Consider the following 16,847-nt stretch of genomic DNA (forward strand, 5'->3'; position numbering starts at 1 on the left):
TGGCCACCGGCGCCACCGGGGCAGCCGCGATGACGACGGGCGGTAATGGTGGCGGTGGCGGCAGCGCATCCCGGCCGCCGGGATAGACGCGGCGCAGGCGCACGCGGGCGGTGCCGGCGCGATCAAGCCCCAGCAGGATTCCGGCCTTGCGCGACAGATCGATGATGCGGCCGCGCGCGAACGGACCGCGATCGTTGATGCGCACGGTCAGCTTGCGGCCATTGTCGAGATTCTCCACCTCCACCCAGCTCGGCATCGGCAGCGTGCGATGGGCGGCGGTCAGGTCATCCTGGTCATAGCGTTCGCCATTGGCGGTGCTGCCGGCGTGAAAGCCGGGGCCATACCAACTGGCAACACCCTCTTCCTTGTAGTCGCGATCATCGGCCGGGTAGTAAGTGACACCAGCCACCTGATAGGGCTTGCCGATCTTGACCGGCCAGTTGCCCAGTTTCGCGGCATCGCGCGCGACGGCGACGCTATCGTCCGACACCTCGACAGCGCGTTTCGGCGGCGCGGAAGTGGTGCGCGGCGGCGGTTTGCCGTTGCTGCAGGCGGCGAGCAGCAGGCCGGTCAGCACCGGCACGGCCAATGGCCTCACTGCGACACCCCCGGCGCGGCGCCCTGCGCCACCACCGGTTCATTGGCGACCGGCGGCGGCAGGCTGATGGCGTCGGCGAGCAGGCTGACTGACAGGGCATAGAGATTGGAGCAATTATACCCCAGGATGGCGCGATAGCTGCGGGTGACGAGATAGGCGCCCTGCCCCTCCCCGTCCGGCTCGACCAGGCTCATCACCACGTCATCAGCCGGCCATGCGCCGTTGACCGGCGTGAAGCCCAGCGCGCGCCATTCCCGGGCTGGCTTCAGCGCGCTGTGGCGCGACAGCGGCGTGACGCAGCGGCTGGGCGGCTCGCTGGCGGCGACGCTGGCGCGGTTGAAGCCATCGGGCACCAGGGTGCGAAATCCCCAATTCTCGCCGCGCTGCCAGCCACTTCTGGCGAGATAATGGCCAATGGAGGCGAACACATCGGGCGCGCTGCCCCACAAATCGACCTTGCCGTCGCCATCGCCGTCGCGGCCATAGGCAAGATAGGAGGACGGCAGGAACTGGGTCTGGCCAAAGGCGCCGGCCCAGCTGCCCTTCATCTGCTCGCGCGTCACATGGCCTTCACCAACCATGCGCACGGCGGCATCAAGCTCGCGGGTGAACAGGTCGCGGCGGCGGCCTTCATAGGCCAAGGTTGCCAGTGCCGAGGGCAGGTCGTGGCGACCGAGCACGCGGCCATAGCTGGTTTCGATGCCCCAGATGGCGGCAATCACTGCCGCCGGCACGCCGCTGTCGGCCTCGGCCTTGGCCAGCAGCGCGCGATTGGTGGCGAACTGGCGCTGGCCATAGGGAATCCGATCGCCACGGAACTTGAGCGCCAGATAATCGGGAAAGCGGATCGGCTTGGCCGCGCCGCCGGGCTGGTTGCGATCGGCGCCGATGATGTGCGGGGCCAGTTTGATGTCGGTCAGCGTCGCGTCGAGCCACTCCGGCTTCAGCCCGCGCGCCGTGGCTTCGGCGCGATAAAGATTGATCCAGTCGGCAAAGGCCGCCTGCTCGGCCGGCGACACGCGCACCTCGTCGGCCCGGGCCGGACCGGCAGCGAGGACGGCAAGCGCAACAAGGGCAAAGACGCGGGGGGATCGCATGACCCCTTGTGCCAAAGCAGGGCGCTGGCGGGAAGCCCTTTCCTTACGCAAGTGACAGGAAAGCGGGATCAATGGAGCGTGTCGAAGCGCGCCTTGTCGGTGTCAGACAGGCGCACGTCGATGGTCATGCTCTGCTCGTCGCTGCTCTGGCTCACCACTTCGCCATGGCTGTGCAGCCAGGCGATGCGGCGACCGTCACTCAGCGGCAGGGTCAGGCGGTGGACGCGGGCGCCGGCGCGCAGGGCAAGATCCATCGCCGCCTGCAGCCGGTCCAGCCCAACGCCGGTCAGCGCCGAAACCGGGATGGCGTCATCGCCGGCCTGCGCTGTCACCACTTCAAGCTGCTCGGCATCAAGCGCATCGATCTTGTTGAAAACCGTGATCATCGGCGTCTCGCGTTGGCCCGGCGCCAGACCCAGGCTGGTCAGCACGTCGATGACGTCCTTGGCCTGGGCGTCACTGTCAGGATGGCTGATATCGCGGACATGGACGATGAGATCGGCCTCCAGCACCTCTTCGAGCGTGGCCCGGAAGGCGGCGACCAACTGCGTTGGCAGATCGGAGACGAAGCCGACCGTGTCGGACAGCACGACCTTGTCATGCCCCGGCAGCCGGATGGCGCGCATGGTGGGATCGAGGGTGGCGAACAGCAGATCCTCGGCCCGCACCTCGGCACCGGTCAGCCGGTTGAACAGGGTGGACTTGCCGGCGTTGGTGTAGCCGACCAGCGCCACCACCGGCCACGGCGCCTTCTGGCGCTGCTTGCGGTGCAGGCCGCGGGTGCGGCGCACCTCTTCCAGTTCCTTCCTCAGCCGGGCGATGCGGTCGCGGATCAGGCGGCGGTCAGCCTCAATCTGCGATTCGCCAGGGCCACCGAGGAAGCCGAAGCCGCCGCGCTGGCGTTCGAGGTGGGTCCAGCTGCGGACCAGGCGGCTGGCCTGATATTGCAGATGGGCGAGCTCGACCTGCAACGTGCCTTCCGACGTGCTGGCGCGTTCGCCGAAGATTTCCAGGATCAACCCGGTGCGGTCGATCACCTTGGCCTTCAGCAGCTTCTCAAGGTTGCGCTGCTGCACCGGCGTGACCGGGCCATCGATGATGACCACTTCGGCCTCCATGGCCGCCACCAGTCCGGCCAGTCGCTCGATCTGGCCGCTGCCCAGCAGGCGTGAGACCTGAACGCTGCGCAGCTTCACCACTTCGGCATGGACGACATCCAGGGCGATGGCGCGCGTCAGCCCCACCGCCTCGGCCAGCTTGGCTTCGGGCGAGCGCAGGGCATTGGCGGACTTGGCAATGATGTGCGGCAGGATGACGACGGCGCGCGAACCGGTGCGGATGCCACGTGCTTCATCAAAGCCGCCGATGGTCAGTTCGCCGGCCTTTGGTGGTTCGTAACCCAAAATATGTCTCTCAGTCTTCGGTTTCAGCCTCGAACAGCTGCAGCGGGGTTGCCGGCATCACCGTCGAGATCGCGTGCTTGTACACCAGCTGGCTGTGGCCGTCGCGGCGCAACAACACGGAAAAATTGTCGAACCAGGTGATCACGCCCTGCAGCTTGACGCCGTTCACCAGGAACATGGTGACCGGGGTGCGCGTCTTGCGCACGGTGTTGAGGAACATGTCCTGCAGGGTGTTGGGCTTGTCCGCCATTCGGGCATCCTCTTGTTCTTGGGTCGGCCAAATGCCGCCGCGACAACGAGATAGGGGGCTACCCGCGCATTTTCAAATACGCAGTTCGCCACATCCCAGCCTGCGATTCACTCCTCCACGATGTCGTCCGCGCCCGGCTCATCGGCGAGGCCCAGCGCCTTCAGCTTGCGGTGCAGGGCGCTGCGTTCCATGCCGATGAAGGCAGCGGTGCGGCTGATATTGCCGGAAAACCGCCTTATCTGGGCACGCAGATATTCGCGCTCGAAGGCTTCGCGGGCTTCGCGCAGCGGCGTGCCCATGATCGAACGCACCGCCTGGCCCGGCACCAGGCGCGCCGGCTCGGCGGTCACTTCGGCTGGCAGCATGTCGATATCGAGCAGCGCCATGCTGGCGGTGGGCGCCATAATCATGGTGCGTTCGATGACGTTCCGCAATTGGCGCACATTGCCCGGCCAGTCATAGGTCTGCAGCGCCGCCAGTGCGTCGTCCGACAATTCGGGCGTCGGCATGCCGCGTTCGGCGGCATAGCGGGCGAGGAAATAGCGCGCGAGTTCGGCGACATCCTCACGCCGTTCCGACAGCGGCGGCAGGCGCACCGGCACGACGTTGAGGCGATAATAGAGATCCTCGCGGAAGCGGCCGGCGGCGATTTCGGCCGACAGGTCGCGGCTGGTCGCCGAGATCACCCGCACATCGACCCGCACCCAGCGCGCACCGCCCACGCGCTGAAACACCTGTTCGGTGAGCACGCGCAATATCTTGGCCTGGGTTGTCATCGGCATGTCGGCCACATCATCAAGGAAGAGTGTGCCGCCATGCGCCTGTTCGAGCAGGCCGGCGCGGACATTCTCGCCGCCCTCCTCCACGCCGAACAACGCTTCCTCCACCCGTTCCGGCGTCATGCGCGCGGCGGAAACCACCACGAACGGCGCATCGAGGCGTGGACTCCACTGGTGCAGCAGGCGGGCAGCGACCTCCTTGCCGGAACCGGCCGGGCCGCTGATCAACACGCGGCTGCCGGTGGCGGCGACGCGCTTCAGCGTGGCGCGCACCTGGTTGATCTGTGGCGAAGTGCCGGTCAGCTCGACATCGAAGCCGACACGCTCCTTCAGCGCTTCATATTCGCGGCGCAGACGCTCGGTTTCGGTGGCCCGGCGCACGACCAGCAGCAACTGCTCGGCCTGAAACGGCTTTTCGATATAGTCGTACGCACCGCGCTTGATCGCTGCGACCGCGGTATCGAGATTGCCGTGCCCGGAAATCACCACCACCGGCAGCGTGGGATCACGCGCCTTCATCGCATCAAGCAATTCGATCCCGTCCATCGAGCTGCCCTGCAGCCAGACATCGAGGATGACGAGACTGGGCCGGCGTTCGGCGAGCGCGGCGAGCGCACCTTCGGCATTGGCGGCGACGCGCGTTTCAAACCCCTCATCGCCCAGCACGCCCGCCACCAGCTCGCGGATATCGGCTTCATCATCGACGATCAGGATATCAAGGGCCATGGCAGGGGGCAGTCCTTCTCAGGCGGTGGTGGTGGCAGCAACTGGCAGGGGCAGGCCAGGCTGGAGTTCGGGAACGAGATGGCGGGACAGGTGCGCGATCACCAGCGCCCCCTGCCCATCCGGATTGTCGGCCAGTTCGAGGTGGCCGCCATGATCCTCGATGATCTTGGCGCAGATCGCGAGGCCAAGCCCGGTGCCGCGCGCGCGGGTCGTCACATAGGGTTCGAGCAGGCGCATGCGGTCTTCGGCGGGGAAGCCCAGGCCATTGTCGGCAATGCTGATGCGCAGCATGTCGGCATCGGCGGCAACGCTGATGGCGATCAGGCCGGGCTCGGAGTCCTCGCCATCGCGCTCGATCCGCGCCACCACGCTTTCGGCGGCATTCTTGATCAGATTGGTCAGCGCACGGCCCAGTTGCTGGCGGTCACAGACCAGCGCCAGGTCGGTCTCGCCGCCCAATGTGAAGCGGATGGCAGGAAAGGCCACTTCCTGCAGCACCAGCGCCTGCCTGAGCAGCCGATCGAGTGCATCGGAGGCGAACACCGGCCGCGGCAGCCGGGCAAATTCGGAAAATTCGTCGACCATGCGGCGCAAATCACCCACCTGGCGCACGATGGTGCTGGTCAGCGTCGCGAATGTGTCGGCATCCTCGTCGATCTGGCGGCCGAACTTCCGTTGCAGGCGCTCGGCAGCGAGCTGGATAGGGGTGAGCGGGTTCTTGATCTCGTGCGCGATGCGGCGGGCAACGTCTGCCCAAGCGGCGCGGCGCTGGTCGGCCAGTTGCGCGGTGATGTCGTCAAACGTCAAGACGAAGCCTTCGGCGCGGCCTTCGGCATCCTCGGCCGCACCGATGCGCACCGCCAGCGTCTGGGTTTCATCGCGGCGCTGGATGCGCACCTGCCCGGCGGCATCACCGGTGTGCCGCGCCTGTTCCAGCAGTTCGGCCAGTTCCGGCGCCACATCCTTCAGCATCTGGCCGCGCAGCACCCGGTGCGGCAGCGCCAGCAGCGCCGCCGCCGACGCGTTGGCGACGCGGACCACCCCTTCCGGCGTGATCGACATGACCCCGGCCGACACGCCCGACAGCACCGCTTCCGTAAAGCGCCGGCGGGCATCGAGCTCGTCATTGGCGCTGAGCAGCGCCGTCTGCTGCGCCTTCAACTGGCTGGTCATGCGGTTGAAGGCGCGTTCCAGCACACCAATCTCGTCGGCCTGGCCGCGCACCGGCACACGCGCATCCAGATCGCCGGCCCCCACCCGCTCGGCCGCGTTGGCGAGACGGGCAATCGGCGCCACCAGGCGGTTGGCCAGCCATAGCGCGTACCAGATGGCCACAATCAGCGTGAGCAGCGAGACCGCCATCAGGATCAGGTTGAAGCGCAATTGCATCACCCGGCTCCGTTCGGTGAGCGCGTTATATTCGCCGAGCGCGCCGGCCGCCTGGTTGGCGCGGGCCAGCACGGCGGGATCGACCTTGCGGCTGACGTACAGATAGGTGCCTGGGTTGCCCGGCACGGCAACGGCCGCCTCCACCCGGTCTTCGCCCACACCGATCAGCGTCACCGGGCCACTGGCGGCACGGCGCAGATCGATGTCGGCCATGTGCGCGGCCACCGCCTGTGCCGTCACCCCGCTGGCGGCCACCAGTTGCAGCCCGCTGGCGTTGCGGCGGAACACGGCGGCTTCGGTCAGCGTGCGGCCCGCCACCTGGAAATCGAGACCGCGCCGATAGAGCGGCGTGCCTTCACCGAAATCGCGGGCATAGCTCGCCACGTCGGCGGCCATCACCACGATATCATCACCGATGCGCTGGCGGTTCTCCTCGACATAGGCCTGGGCGACCTGGTTGGAGCCATAAAGGATGGTCTTCACCCGATCGGAAAACCAGAATTGCACGCCGAACTGGAACAGCAGGGAGGCGAACACCACGACCAGCAGCGTGGGCACGGCGGCGATGCTGGCGAACAGCGCCACCAGGCGGAGGTGGAGATGGGCGCCGGCCAGGCCCTTGCGGCGGTTGGTGATCAATATGGCGACACGCCGGCCGATCAGCACCACCAGCATCATCGCCGGCACCAGGCTGGCGACCAGCACCAGCGCCACCAGCGGTTGCGACGCGCCATTGGCCGGCACCCCGCGCCGGGTGAGGAAGGCATAGCTCGACCATCCCAGCACCAGCGTGAGCGTGACGGCAAGGATTTCGAGGCGCGGGTAGAAGCTGCTGCTGCGCGTTAGCCGACGCCAGCGCAAGGCCGCCCACGCGCCCAGGCCGCGGCGCCGGCGTCGGGAAAGCAGGGGGGGCGATTCGACCGTCACAGGCGCGCAGCATAACGCGCCATTGTGTCTTCGGGAACACAGTGCAGCGCCGCAGCGTTGCTGCAATGCGACAGGTTATGCGGCGAGCGCCTTCGGCTTTTCCGCCAGCGCCAATTGCGCCTCGTAAAATCGGTCGATCATGGCGAGCACGGTCTTGCTGTCGGGCACGAAGTTGACGCTGTTGCGGAACGCGGCGCTGTCGTGCAGGCCCTTGGTGTACCAGCCCAGGTGCTTGCGGGCGAGATTCACGCCGTTCAGCTCGCCATAAAGATCGAGCATCATCTGATAATGCTCCTTCACCAGCGCGTGCTGCGCGGCCAGCGTCGGATCGGCGGGCACGTCACGCCCGGTGAGCGCCGCCATCACCTGGGCGATCAGCCAGGGCTTGCCATAGGCGCCGCGCCCGATCATCACGCCATCCGCGCCCGACTGCGCCAGCGCCGTCTTCGCATCCTCGATCGAGCAGATGTCGCCGTTGACGATGACGGGCAATTTCACCGTTTCCTTCACCAGCCTCACAAAGGCCCAATCAGCGGTGCCGCTGTAGAGCTGGCACCGCGTGCGGCCGTGCACGGTGATCAGGTGGACGCCCTCGCCTTCGGCAATGCGCGCCAGTTCGGGCGCATTCAGACTGTTGTGATCCCAGCCCATGCGCATCTTCAGCGTCACCGGCAGCTTCACCGCCTTCACCGTGGCTCGGATCAGCTGCGTCGCCAGCGGCAGGTCGCGCATCAGCGAAGACCCCGCGTGGCCATTGACCACTTTCTTCACCGGGCAGCCCATGTTGATGTCGATGATCGCCGCGCCCTTCTGCTCATTGAGCTTGGCGGCTTCGGCCATGCGCTCCGGCTCGCAGCCGGCCAGCTGCATCGAAACCGGTTCCTCGCTCGGGTGCCAGGCGGCCTTCTGGATGCTCTGCCGCGTCTCGCGGATCATCGCTTCCGATGCGATCATCTCGGTCACGGTCAGGCCGGCCCCGAAGCGCTTGACCAGCGTGCGGAACGGCATGTCGGTCACGCCGGTCATCGGTGCCAGGATCACCGGCACGTCGATGCGGTTTGGGCCGATGTTGATGGGGGCGATAAGGCTCATTGCGGCGGGCCCATAGCGCAGATTGGCCCTTTCCGACAAGGCGAGCGGGCTTTATGCGGCTGGGCATGCGTATCCACGCCATCATCGTCGCCGCCGGCAGCGGCATCCGGGCCGGTGGCGGCGTGCCGAAACAATATCGCGCCGTGGCCGGCAAGCCCTTGCTCCGCCACGCAGTGGAACGGCTGCTTGGCCATCCCGCCGTTGCCGGCGTGACCGTGGTGATCAACCCGGAATGCCGGACGCTCTATGACGATGCGGTGGCCGGGCTGAGCCTGCCCGAACCGGTCGCCGGGGGCGCGACACGGCAGGAAAGCGTGGCCGCAGGGCTGGAAGCCCTCGCCGCCGATCCGCCAGAGCTCGTGCTGGTCCATGATGCGGCCCGCGCCTTCGTGCCGGACGTCATGATCGATGCCCTGCTGGCAGCCTTTGCCGATCCGTCGGTGGACGGCGCCTGCCCGGCCCTGCCCCAGGTTGACAGCCTGCGCCGCGGTGAAGCCGGGCGCTTTTCGGGCAGTGTTGACCGCGTCAATCTCTGGCGGGTGCAGACGCCGCAGGCCTTCCGTTACCCCGCCCTGCTCGCCGCCCACCGCGCCGCCGCGCCGGGCGCGACCGACGAAGTGGCCATCGCCCTGGCGGCGGGCCTGTCCGTCGCCATCACGCCGGGCGACGAACGCGCTTTCAAGGTGACGGAACCGGATGATTTTGCCAAAGCCGAGGCCATGACCGTCTATTCCTCCCGCGCCGCCTCCGGCTTTGACGTGCACAAGTTCGGCCCCGGCGATCATGTCTGGCTGTGCGGCATCAAGGTCCCGCATGATCACGGCCTGATCGGTCACAGCGATGCCGATGCTGGTCTGCACGCGCTCACCGACGCGCTGCTGGGCACCATCGCAGCCGGCGATATCGGCGATCATTTCCCGCCCAGCGACGAGCACTGGCGCGGCGCCGCGTCGGACCAGTTCCTGGCGCACGCGGCCAGCCTGGTGCGTGACCGCGGTGGTCTGATCGATCATGTCGATGTCACCCTGATCTGCGAGCGCCCCAAGGTTGGCCCGCACCGCGAGGCCATGCGGGCGCGGATTGCCGAGATTCTTGGACTCGCCGTCGACCGCGTCAGCGTGAAGGCCACCACCACCGAGAAACTCGGCTTCACCGGCCGCCAGGAAGGCATCGCTGCCCAGGCCATGGCCAGCGTGCGGCTGCCGGAGCCATGATGGACCCCGAACTCGTCGCCCTCGCTGAAGAGGTGCTCGCCGCCAATCGCGCGCTCGGCCGGCATGTCGCTGTGGCCGAAAGCTGCACCGGCGGCATGGTCGCCGCCGCGCTCACCGAAATCGCCGGTTCGTCGGATGTGTTCGATCGCGGCTTCGTCACCTATTCGAACGAGGCCAAGATGGACATGCTCGGCGTGTCGGAGGACGTGCTCAGCACCTTCGGTGCTGTCTCCGTCGCCACCGCCTGGGCCATGGCGCAGGGCGCTCTGCGCCACAGCAGCGCCGATGTCGCCGTTTCGATCACCGGCATCGCCGGACCCGGCGGCGCGACGCCATCGAAACCGGTTGGCATGGTGGTGTTCGCGCGGGCCGTGCGCGGCGAAGACCCGGAAGCCGTGGTTGCAGACACCCGCCAGTTCGGCGATCTCGGCCGCGCCGAAGTGCGTCGCCAGGCCGCGCTGGTGGCGCTGAACCTGCTGCGGCCATGACGCTCAGTCGCCGAAGGGCAACACCCGGCCGAACTGCACCAACTCGCCATAGGGCGCTTGCATGCCCGCCGGCAGCAGCGCCAGCGCGGCCAGAGCGACGGCCGCCTGTTCCGGCGTCTGGGCATCTTCGGCGCGGAACACGCTGCCCATGAAACCGCGCGTCGCATCGGTCAGCGTCACCCCTGGACAGACGGCGTTGATCAGGGCGCCTTCCGGCAGCAGGCCATCGCGGCGCGCAGCCCGTGCAAAGGCACGGGTGATCGCCACCTGGCCCACCTTGGCCGGGATGTTCACCCATTCGGGCCAGCCCTCGTCAACGCCGGCCTCCATGGCCGCCACATAGGCATCCATCACCGCCAAAATGCGCTCCGGCGCGCCATCATGGGCGTGAAAGCGCGCGCGCAGGGCCTCGGGCAAGCGGTCGAGCCGGCCCATGCCGCTGGCCACGATCAGCAGGCGGCCGTTGGGATTGAGGATGGGCAGAAACGCGCGCAGCACCCGCAGCGTGCCATGACAATTGGCGGCGATCATCGGGCGGGCATCTTCGGCAGCGGGAACCCCTGGCCGGGGCATGGCGGCGCCATTCTGGATGACGATATCCACCCCGCCGTGCCGTGTGCGCACCTGCGCCGCGATCTGCTCCGGCGCAGCAGGGTCGGCCAGATCGAACAGCAGCACGTCTGCCCTGCAGCCTTCGCCAGCCAGTTCGCCGGCCAGCCTGTCGGCATCGTCCTGATTGCGCGCGGTGGCATAGACGGTCGCGCCGGGCCCCAGATCAGCGGCCAGACGCGGCACCAGTGCCCGCCCGATGCCGCGCGTCGCGCCCAGAATCAGGGCGATGGGTCCGGTTGGTGGCATGGTCCCCTCCTCAGCCAATTGTGCCGATGGCCAGCGCGGCCGGCAACCGCCTGGGCGGCGTCAGGACCGCGGGCCGTAGAGCGCCTCGGCCCGCGCCACGAAGGCGGCGACCATCTTTTCAAAGGCCTGGGTGAAGAACATGCCGGCCAATGCCTCGAACGCCCGGTTGCGGAACTCGAAATCCACCGCAAAATCAATCTCGCAGCCACCGCCGGCCTGCTGGTTGAAGACCCAGTCGTTGAACAGATGCTTCATCGGCCCATCGAGATAGTCGATATGGATGCGCGCCGGCTGGTCCAGCGTGACCTTGCTGGTGAACTTCTCGCGGATCATGCGGAAGCCGACGATCATATCGGCCACCACCACCGAAGTGCCGTCGCCCTGCGCCCGCTCCGGCCCGACCCGCATGCCCTGCACCCAGGGCAGGAATTCAGGGTAACGGCCGATATCGGCCACCAGGTCGAACATCTCCGTCGCCGACCAGGGCAGCCGGACCACTTCGCGGTGTTTGGGCATCAGGTGCGCGCAGACGCCTTCCGGCGCGCCTGCATTTCGGCAAAATCGCGGCCGGCGTGATAACTCGACCGGGTCAGCGGTGAGGCCGCGACCAGCAGAAAGCCCTTGGAACGGGCGACGGCGGCATAGGTGTTGAAGGTTGCCGGCGGCACGAACTCCATCACCTTGGCGTGGCGCGGTGTCGGCTGCAGATACTGGCCGACAGTGAGGAAATCGACCCCGGCCGAGCGCATGTCGTCGAAGACCTGGTGCAGTTCCAGCGGCGTCTCGCCAAGGCCAACCATCAGGCCTGATTTGGTGAAGATCGTCGGGCTGAGCTGCTTCACCTTATCGAGCAGGCGCAGCGAGTGATAATAACGCGCGCCTGGCCGGATCGTCGGATAGAGCCGCGGCACGGTCTCGAGATTGTGGTTGTACACATCCGGCCCGGCCTCGACGATCATCTCCACTGCCCGGTCCATCTTGTTGCGGAAATCGGGGGTGAGGATCTCGATCGTGGTGTTCGGCGTCTGCCGGCGCAGCTCCGCGATCACCTTGACGAACTGGCTGGCGCCGCCATCGGGCAGATCATCCCGGTCAACCGAGGTGATGACGATATGTTCGAGGCGCAGCTTGGCCGCGGCTTCGGCGACATGGCCAGGTTCGCTGGCATCCACCTTGTTCGGCATACCGGTCTTCACGTTGCAGAAGGCGCAGGCGCGGGTGCAGGTGTCGCCCAGGATCATCACGGTGGCGTGCTTCTGGCTCCAGCACTCGCCGATGTTCGGGCAGGCAGCTTCCTCGCACACGGTGTTGAGCTTGTGTTCCCGCATCAGCGCGCGGGTTTCGTTATAGGCCTTGGAGGTCGGCGCCTTCACCCGGATCCAGTCCGGCTTGCGCGGCAGGCCAGACGGCGTGAGGGGCAGATCGAGAACAGCGTCGCTCATGCGCCCCAGATAGCGGGCGGGGGCGCAGGGAACAACTCAGTTGTTCTGCATGGCTGCCCCGTCAGCCGCAGTGGCCTTGGCCGCTTCGCGTTCGGCAGCCTCTTCAGCGGCATGCACGGCGGCTGTGCCAATCTCGAGGATCTTGTCGCACAGCGCCTCGGCCGAACATTCCAGCCCCGGCATCGGGATGACAAGCGTGCCTGGCGCCACCAGCCCGGTCTTGCGTGCAAGCTTGCCAACCAGGGTCGCGGGCGGATGACCGGCGCCCTCCTTCAAGCGCAACTGCACCATCTCCACGCCAAGGCGGCGCACCGGATCGAATTCGGCAATGTCCAGCCAGGCAAGCGGCTGCGGCGACCAGCGCCGATCGGTCAGCCCGGCCATGTCAAGCGTTACCGGCGGCACGGTTTCGCGCATCAGCACCACCGAAAGCCCCAGAACCATCAGCGCCACCAGCGCCAGCGCCCAGACGATCAAGGTCCCGACGGTTTGCGGGGCAATGCCCATCAGCCCGAGCGCGCGATTGACCAATGATGCGCGTGAACCAATTTGCAATATTTGCGCAATGTAGGTGAGCGCGACAGCACCGCCCAAAAGTCCAAGTGAACCGAACGCCACTTTTATCGGGGCGTCCTCACGATAACTCGCCGCATACGCCATGAGCACTACACCTCTACTGCAAGAATCTCACCTTGCACCGGGTCGAGTCAACTGGCCGCGCGTCGGCGCATCGCGGGGGTGACACGGCTCATCGCCGTGTTAGAAGCTGAACGCATCGATTTTTTGGCACCCGAGGGAGAGACCATGCCCGAGTTCAAGGCCCTGCTGGAAGGCTATCGCCGCTTTCGGACCGGCGCCTACCAGGAACAGCGCCGCCGTTATGACGCCCTGGCAGACAAGGGCCAGGCCCCCGGCGTGCTGGTGATTGCCTGTTCCGACAGCCGCGTGGACCCGACCCGCGTCTTCGACACCGAACCGGGCCAGATGTTCGTGGTCAGGAACGTCGCCAACCTGGTGCCGCCGTGCAATCGCGACAACAGCCAGCACTCGACCTCGGCCGCCATCGAATATGCCGTCACCCAGTTGAAGGTGCATCACATTGTCGTGCTCGGCCACGCCCGCTGTGGCGGGATCCGCGCCAGCCTGGAAGGCACGTTTGACGACGCCCCGATGGGTGAAGGCGGCTTCATCGACCGCTGGATGAGCCTGATCGCCCCGGCCCGCGACACCATCCGTGCAGCGGCACAGCTGTCTCCCGATATCGACGCCTGCAGCGCGCTGGAACTGGCGGCCATCCGCCTGTCGATCGACAATCTGCGCAGCTTCCCCTTCGTATCCGAGGCCGAAGCTGCGGGCACCCTGAAGCTGCAAGGCGCGTTGTTCGATATCGCGGAAGGCGTGCTGAAGGTGCTGAACCACGACACCGGCAAGTTCGAAGCGGTGAGCGTGGACTGGGATGAAACGGCCGATTGAGACTGCATGTGCGAGGCGGGCGCACCCGGCACAAACAGGGGGGAGTGCCGGATACGCCCGCAGCAGCTTGGCCGTGACAAGGGCAGTTGCCACATTGGCCGCGCCGTTGAGTCAGATATAAGATTGATTTGGTCTGATTTGCAAGACCAAAGATTGCTTTCCTGTCATCTTCGCCTGCGGCAGGCCGCCGCACCCGCGATCCTGCGATCGCGCGCGCGCCTTTCCGGCAGGTGGCCGGCCCATGAACAAAACAACATGAACCAGCAAGCCAGGCGCAAGCCGGCGGGCCGCATCCTCTCCTCATCGCCGCACAAGGATGGCGATGCCGGGCCCCCTTCCCCCTTGGACCCGGCGGCAACCAGAAGGAGAAGCCTGATGAAGAAGATCGTGATGCTGGCCGCCGCACTGAGCCTTGCCGGTTCGGGTGCCGCCATGGCCGCCACCAAGCATGTCAAGCATGCCCACAAGCCGGCGACCAAGGAAGCCCCGGCCAAGCCGGCACCGGCCAAGTAAGCCGCAACCCACAGTCCCGGCCCGCTGTTCAGCCCCTCCGGCGGGCCGGGATGTTGCCAAACCTTGTCAGGGCTGTTGATAGACCCGGCCCCGCGCATCGCGCCCGCCGGCCGCCTGGTTCACATTGTCCTTGAAGCGCTGGTAATTGCAGCCGAACGCACCGCCGGCGCCCCAGGTCGAGCACGTGCCGATGGTGCCCACATCCGGCCCCAGCAGCCGGTTGCGCTCCGCCGATACGCTGGCCGTGCCGCGATCGCCAAAGGGGCGTGTCACCCGCAGCGGCGCGCGATAGGGCGACGGCTTCGGCTCGCGATCGGCGCAGACCACGATCTCGTCTGGCCGCGATTTGGGCGGGCACAGCACGCTCCATCCCGGCGGCATCAGGCTGGCCGTGCCGGTCGCGGCCGCCAGCAAGGCCGCCGCCACCAGCATCAGAAGTGCAGCGCCCGGCCGTAGGCGTCGAGCACGCTTTCATGCATCATTTCGCTCAACGTCGGATGCGGGAAGATGGTGTGCATCAGCTCCGCCTCCGTCGTTTCCAGCCCCATGGCGATGGCATAGCCCTGGATCAGTTCAGTGACTTCCGCGCCAACCATGTGCGCGCCCAGCAATTGCCCGGTGGTGGCATCAAACACCGTCTTTACAAAGCCTTCCGCTTCGCCCAGCGCGATGGCCTTGCCGTTGCCGATGAAGGGGAATTTCCCGACCCGCACCGCGTGGCCGGCGGCCTTGGCCTTGGCCTCGGTCAGCCCGATGCTGGCGACCTGCGGGCGGGCATAGGTGCAGCCCGGAATCCGGCTCACATCCATGGCGTGCGGGTGACCGCCGGCAATATGCTCCACCGCGATCACGCCTTCATGGCTGGCCTTGTGCGCCAGCCACGGTGGCCCGGTGACATCGCCGATGGCATAGAGGCCAGGCACATTGGTCTGGCACATCGGATCGGTAACGATATGGCCGCGATTGGTGGCGACGCCGAGCGCCTCCAGGCCGATATTCTCGGTGTTGGGCACGATGCCGATGGCGACGATGACATGGCTGTAGCTGTCGGTGGCTGCCTTGCCGTCGGCGGTGGTGATGGTAGCCTTCACGCCATCCGGGCCAGGCGTCACGTCGCTGACCTTGGCGCCGGTGATGATCGTCATGCCCTGCTTCGTAAGCGCCTTTTGCGCAAAGGCCGAAACCTCTTCGTCCTCCACCGGCAGGATGCGGTCGAGCATTTCGACCACCGTCACCTTCGCACCCATGTCACTGTAGAAACTGGCAAATTCGACGCCGATGGCGCCTGAGCCGATGACCAGCAGCTTGGTCGGCATCGCCGGTGGCACCATGGCGTGGCGATAGGTCCAGACGCGGTTGCCGTCGGCTTCCACGCCCGGCAGATCGCGGGCGCGCGCACCGGTGGCGACGATGACACTCCTGCCCGTCAGCACGCGCTCGCCGTCGGCCGTGGTGACGGCAACCGTGGTGGCCCCAGTCAGCCGCCCCTGCCCTTCGACCACCTCGATCTTGTTCTTCTTCATCAGCGATTTCACGCCGCTGTTCAGCTGCGCCGCCACCTTGCGGCTGCGGTCCGTCACCTTCTTGAGGTCAAACGACGGCTTCTCGACGCTCAGCCCATAGGCATCGGCGTGGGTGATATAGTGATAAATCTCACTGGTTCGCAGCAGCGCCTTGGTCGGGATGCAGCCCCAGTTGAGGCAGATGCCGCCCAGGCGCTCGCGCTCGACGATGGCGACCTTCAGGCCCAACTGCGCCGCGCGTATGGCGGCGACATAGCCACCAGGGCCGGAGCCGAGGATGACGAGATCATGGGTGGTGGTCATGCCACCAGCCCCAGCGGGTTTTCGATCAGCGCTTTCACCGCGCTCATCAATTCCGCACCGTCCGCTCCATCGATGGCGCGGTGATCAAAGCTGCCGGTGATGGTCATCACGGTGGCGATGGCGAGCGCGTCGCCCTTCACCACCGGCCGCTTCTCGCCGGCGCCCACAGCCAGGATCATCGCCTGCGGCGGGTTGATCACCGCGTCGAACTGGGTGGTGCCATACATGCCGAGGTTGGACAGGCTGGCGGTGCCGCCCTGATATTCATGCGGCTGCAACTTGCCGGCGCGGGCCTTTTCGGCGAGCGCCTTCATCTCGGCGGCGATCTGGCTGACGGCCTTGGTGTCGGCGCCGACGATGATCGGCGTGATCAGGCCCGACGGGGCGGCAACGGCGACCGAGATGTCGGCGCGATCATAGACCAGCAGGCTGTCGCCGGCGAACGACACGTTGCATTTGGGCACCTGGCGCAGGCCCAGCGCCAGCGCCTTGATGACGAGATCGTTGACGCTGACCTTGATGCCGCGCGGCTCCAGCGCCTTGTTGAGCTCGCCGCGCAGTTTCAGGAGCGCATCGAGTTCGACATCGACCGTCAGATAAATATGCGGGATCGACTGCTTGGCCTCGGTCAGGCGCCGGGCGATCACCTTCCTGACATTGCCAAGCTTTTCGACGCTGTGCGGGATGTCGCTGGTGACGGACGCAGCGGGTGCCGGCGCGGGCGCTGCCGCAGCGGCCACAACTGGCGCAGCGGCCGGGGCGGCCGCGGGCA

17 protein-coding genes and 1 pseudogene are annotated in these 16,847 nt (G+C 66.8%); 4 read left to right on the top strand and 14 right to left on the bottom strand.

Annotated elements, in window-relative coordinates:
• The 7 genes and pseudogenes from GJ693_RS07420 to dusB form a co-directional block, all read right to left on the bottom strand.
• On the bottom strand, positions 1 to 598 hold a 598-nt coding region (locus GJ693_RS07420), incomplete at its 3' end, for a septal ring lytic transglycosylase RlpA family protein (RefSeq protein ID WP_156255689.1).
• Positions 595 to 1,695 carry a lytic murein transglycosylase gene (locus tag GJ693_RS07425; protein ID WP_156255690.1) on the bottom strand — a complete coding sequence of 367 codons (1,101 nt, stop codon included), beginning with the start codon at positions 1,693 to 1,695 and terminating at the stop codon, positions 595 to 597. The genes GJ693_RS07420 and GJ693_RS07425, both read right to left, overlap by 4 nt.
• Positions 1,696 to 1,763: 68 nt before the next feature.
• Complete coding sequence (hflX, locus tag GJ693_RS07430; RefSeq protein ID WP_156255703.1) at positions 1,764 to 3,068, bottom strand: GTPase HflX; 1,305 nt, start codon at positions 3,066 to 3,068, stop codon at positions 1,764 to 1,766.
• A 52-nt stretch (positions 3,069 to 3,120) separates the two neighbouring features.
• A pseudogene (gene hfq, locus GJ693_RS07435) lies at positions 3,121 to 3,348 on the bottom strand (RNA chaperone Hfq); the annotation flags it as partial.
• A 107-nt stretch (positions 3,349 to 3,455) separates the two neighbouring features.
• On the bottom strand, positions 3,456 to 4,853 hold the full coding sequence (ntrX, locus tag GJ693_RS07440; protein WP_156255691.1) for a nitrogen assimilation response regulator NtrX: 1,398 nt from the start codon (positions 4,851 to 4,853) through the stop codon (positions 3,456 to 3,458).
• A gap of 18 nt (positions 4,854 to 4,871) precedes the next feature.
• Positions 4,872 to 7,103 (bottom strand): sensor histidine kinase NtrY-like, encoded by a 2,232-nt coding sequence (locus tag GJ693_RS07445; protein WP_156255692.1) that lies wholly within the window; start codon positions 7,101 to 7,103, stop codon positions 4,872 to 4,874.
• A gap of 141 nt (positions 7,104 to 7,244) precedes the next feature.
• Positions 7,245 to 8,261, bottom strand: a complete 1,017-nt coding sequence (gene dusB / locus GJ693_RS07450; RefSeq protein ID WP_156255693.1) for a tRNA dihydrouridine synthase DusB — start codon at positions 8,259 to 8,261, stop codon at positions 7,245 to 7,247.
• Between the two features lie 65 nt (positions 8,262 to 8,326).
• Here dusB and GJ693_RS07455 point away from each other — a divergent pair, with 65 nt between their 5' ends.
• Positions 8,327 to 9,475 carry a bifunctional 2-C-methyl-D-erythritol 4-phosphate cytidylyltransferase/2-C-methyl-D-erythritol 2,4-cyclodiphosphate synthase gene (locus GJ693_RS07455; protein WP_197042036.1) on the top strand — a complete coding sequence of 383 codons (1,149 nt, stop codon included), beginning with the start codon at positions 8,327 to 8,329 and terminating at the stop codon, positions 9,473 to 9,475.
• On the top strand, positions 9,475 to 9,963 hold the full coding sequence (locus GJ693_RS07460; protein ID WP_156255704.1) for a CinA family protein: 489 nt from the start codon (positions 9,475 to 9,477) through the stop codon (positions 9,961 to 9,963). Before GJ693_RS07455 ends, GJ693_RS07460 begins: the two co-directional genes overlap by 1 nt.
• 3 nt (positions 9,964 to 9,966) lie before the next feature.
• On the opposite strand, the gene GJ693_RS07465 is transcribed toward GJ693_RS07460, so the two are convergent.
• From GJ693_RS07465 to GJ693_RS07480, 4 genes are read right to left on the bottom strand one after another with little or no spacing between them, the layout of a single operon-like run.
• Entirely contained in the window at positions 9,967 to 10,821 is an 855-nt protein-coding gene (locus tag GJ693_RS07465) for an SDR family NAD(P)-dependent oxidoreductase (protein WP_156255695.1), read from the bottom strand.
• A 60-nt stretch (positions 10,822 to 10,881) separates the two neighbouring features.
• The gene (locus tag GJ693_RS07470) at positions 10,882 to 11,337 is read right to left on the bottom strand and encodes a type II toxin-antitoxin system RatA family toxin (protein WP_156255696.1); all 456 of its coding nucleotides are present in this window, start codon (positions 11,335 to 11,337) and stop codon (positions 10,882 to 10,884) included.
• Positions 11,337 to 12,263, bottom strand: a complete 927-nt coding sequence (gene lipA, locus GJ693_RS07475) for a lipoyl synthase (RefSeq protein WP_156255697.1) — start codon at positions 12,261 to 12,263, stop codon at positions 11,337 to 11,339. The genes GJ693_RS07470 and lipA overlap by 1 nt, the downstream gene beginning before the upstream one ends.
• Before the next feature lie 36 nt (positions 12,264 to 12,299).
• Positions 12,300 to 12,794 (bottom strand): hypothetical protein, encoded by a 495-nt coding sequence (locus tag GJ693_RS07480; protein WP_207789953.1) that lies wholly within the window; start codon positions 12,792 to 12,794, stop codon positions 12,300 to 12,302.
• Positions 12,795 to 13,067: 273 nt separating this feature from the next.
• Between GJ693_RS07480 and GJ693_RS07485 the strand changes: the two genes are divergently transcribed.
• Both GJ693_RS07485 and GJ693_RS07490 read left to right on the top strand, forming a co-directional pair.
• Positions 13,068 to 13,736, top strand: coding sequence for a carbonic anhydrase (locus GJ693_RS07485; protein WP_156255699.1), 669 nt, complete (start codon positions 13,068 to 13,070; stop codon positions 13,734 to 13,736).
• 375 nt (positions 13,737 to 14,111) lie between these two features.
• Positions 14,112 to 14,249 carry a hypothetical protein gene (locus GJ693_RS07490; RefSeq protein WP_156255700.1) on the top strand — a complete coding sequence of 46 codons (138 nt, stop codon included), beginning with the start codon at positions 14,112 to 14,114 and terminating at the stop codon, positions 14,247 to 14,249.
• A 66-nt stretch (positions 14,250 to 14,315) separates the two neighbouring features.
• Here GJ693_RS07490 and GJ693_RS07495 read toward each other — a convergent pair whose 3' ends face one another.
• The 3 genes from GJ693_RS07495 to GJ693_RS07505 form a co-directional block, all read right to left on the bottom strand.
• Positions 14,316 to 14,681: a hypothetical protein gene (locus GJ693_RS07495; RefSeq protein ID WP_156255701.1), complete on the bottom strand. Its 366-nt coding sequence runs from the start codon at positions 14,679 to 14,681 to the stop codon at positions 14,316 to 14,318.
• The gene (gene lpdA / locus GJ693_RS07500; protein ID WP_156255702.1) at positions 14,681 to 16,075 is read right to left on the bottom strand and encodes a dihydrolipoyl dehydrogenase; all 1,395 of its coding nucleotides are present in this window, start codon (positions 16,073 to 16,075) and stop codon (positions 14,681 to 14,683) included. Before lpdA ends, GJ693_RS07495 begins: the two co-directional genes overlap by 1 nt.
• On the bottom strand, positions 16,072 to 16,847 hold a 776-nt coding region (locus tag GJ693_RS07505), incomplete at its 5' end, for a 2-oxo acid dehydrogenase subunit E2 (RefSeq protein WP_197042037.1). The genes lpdA and GJ693_RS07505, both read right to left, overlap by 4 nt.

This window comes from Sandarakinorhabdus oryzae (assembly GCF_009733735.1).
GTDB classification, from domain to species: domain Bacteria; phylum Pseudomonadota; class Alphaproteobacteria; order Sphingomonadales; family Sphingomonadaceae; genus Sandarakinorhabdus; species Sandarakinorhabdus oryzae.

Excerpts from the sequence above, each read along its gene's own strand:
- GJ693_RS07425 (WP_156255690.1), bottom strand. The coding sequence starts at position 1,695 with ATGCGATCCCCCCGCGTCTTTGCCCTTGTTGCGCTTGCCGTCCTCGCT.
- ntrX (WP_156255691.1), bottom strand. The coding sequence starts at position 4,853 with ATGGCCCTTGATATCCTGATCGTCGATGATGAAGCCGATATCCGCGAG.
- dusB (WP_156255693.1), bottom strand. The coding sequence starts at position 8,261 with ATGAGCCTTATCGCCCCCATCAACATCGGCCCAAACCGCATCGACGTG.
- GJ693_RS07455 (WP_197042036.1), top strand. The coding sequence starts at position 8,327 with ATGCGTATCCACGCCATCATCGTCGCCGCCGGCAGCGGCATCCGGGCC.
- GJ693_RS07460 (WP_156255704.1), top strand. The coding sequence starts at position 9,475 with ATGGACCCCGAACTCGTCGCCCTCGCTGAAGAGGTGCTCGCCGCCAAT.
- GJ693_RS07465 (WP_156255695.1), bottom strand. The coding sequence starts at position 10,821 with ATGCCACCAACCGGACCCATCGCCCTGATTCTGGGCGCGACGCGCGGC.
- GJ693_RS07470 (WP_156255696.1), bottom strand. The coding sequence starts at position 11,337 with ATGCCCAAACACCGCGAAGTGGTCCGGCTGCCCTGGTCGGCGACGGAG.
- lipA (WP_156255697.1), bottom strand. The coding sequence starts at position 12,263 with ATGAGCGACGCTGTTCTCGATCTGCCCCTCACGCCGTCTGGCCTGCCG.
- GJ693_RS07485 (WP_156255699.1), top strand. The coding sequence starts at position 13,068 with ATGCCCGAGTTCAAGGCCCTGCTGGAAGGCTATCGCCGCTTTCGGACC.
- GJ693_RS07490 (WP_156255700.1), top strand. The coding sequence starts at position 14,112 with ATGAAGAAGATCGTGATGCTGGCCGCCGCACTGAGCCTTGCCGGTTCG.
- GJ693_RS07495 (WP_156255701.1), bottom strand. The coding sequence starts at position 14,681 with ATGCTGGTGGCGGCGGCCTTGCTGGCGGCCGCGACCGGCACGGCCAGC.
- lpdA (WP_156255702.1), bottom strand. The coding sequence starts at position 16,075 with ATGACCACCACCCATGATCTCGTCATCCTCGGCTCCGGCCCTGGTGGC.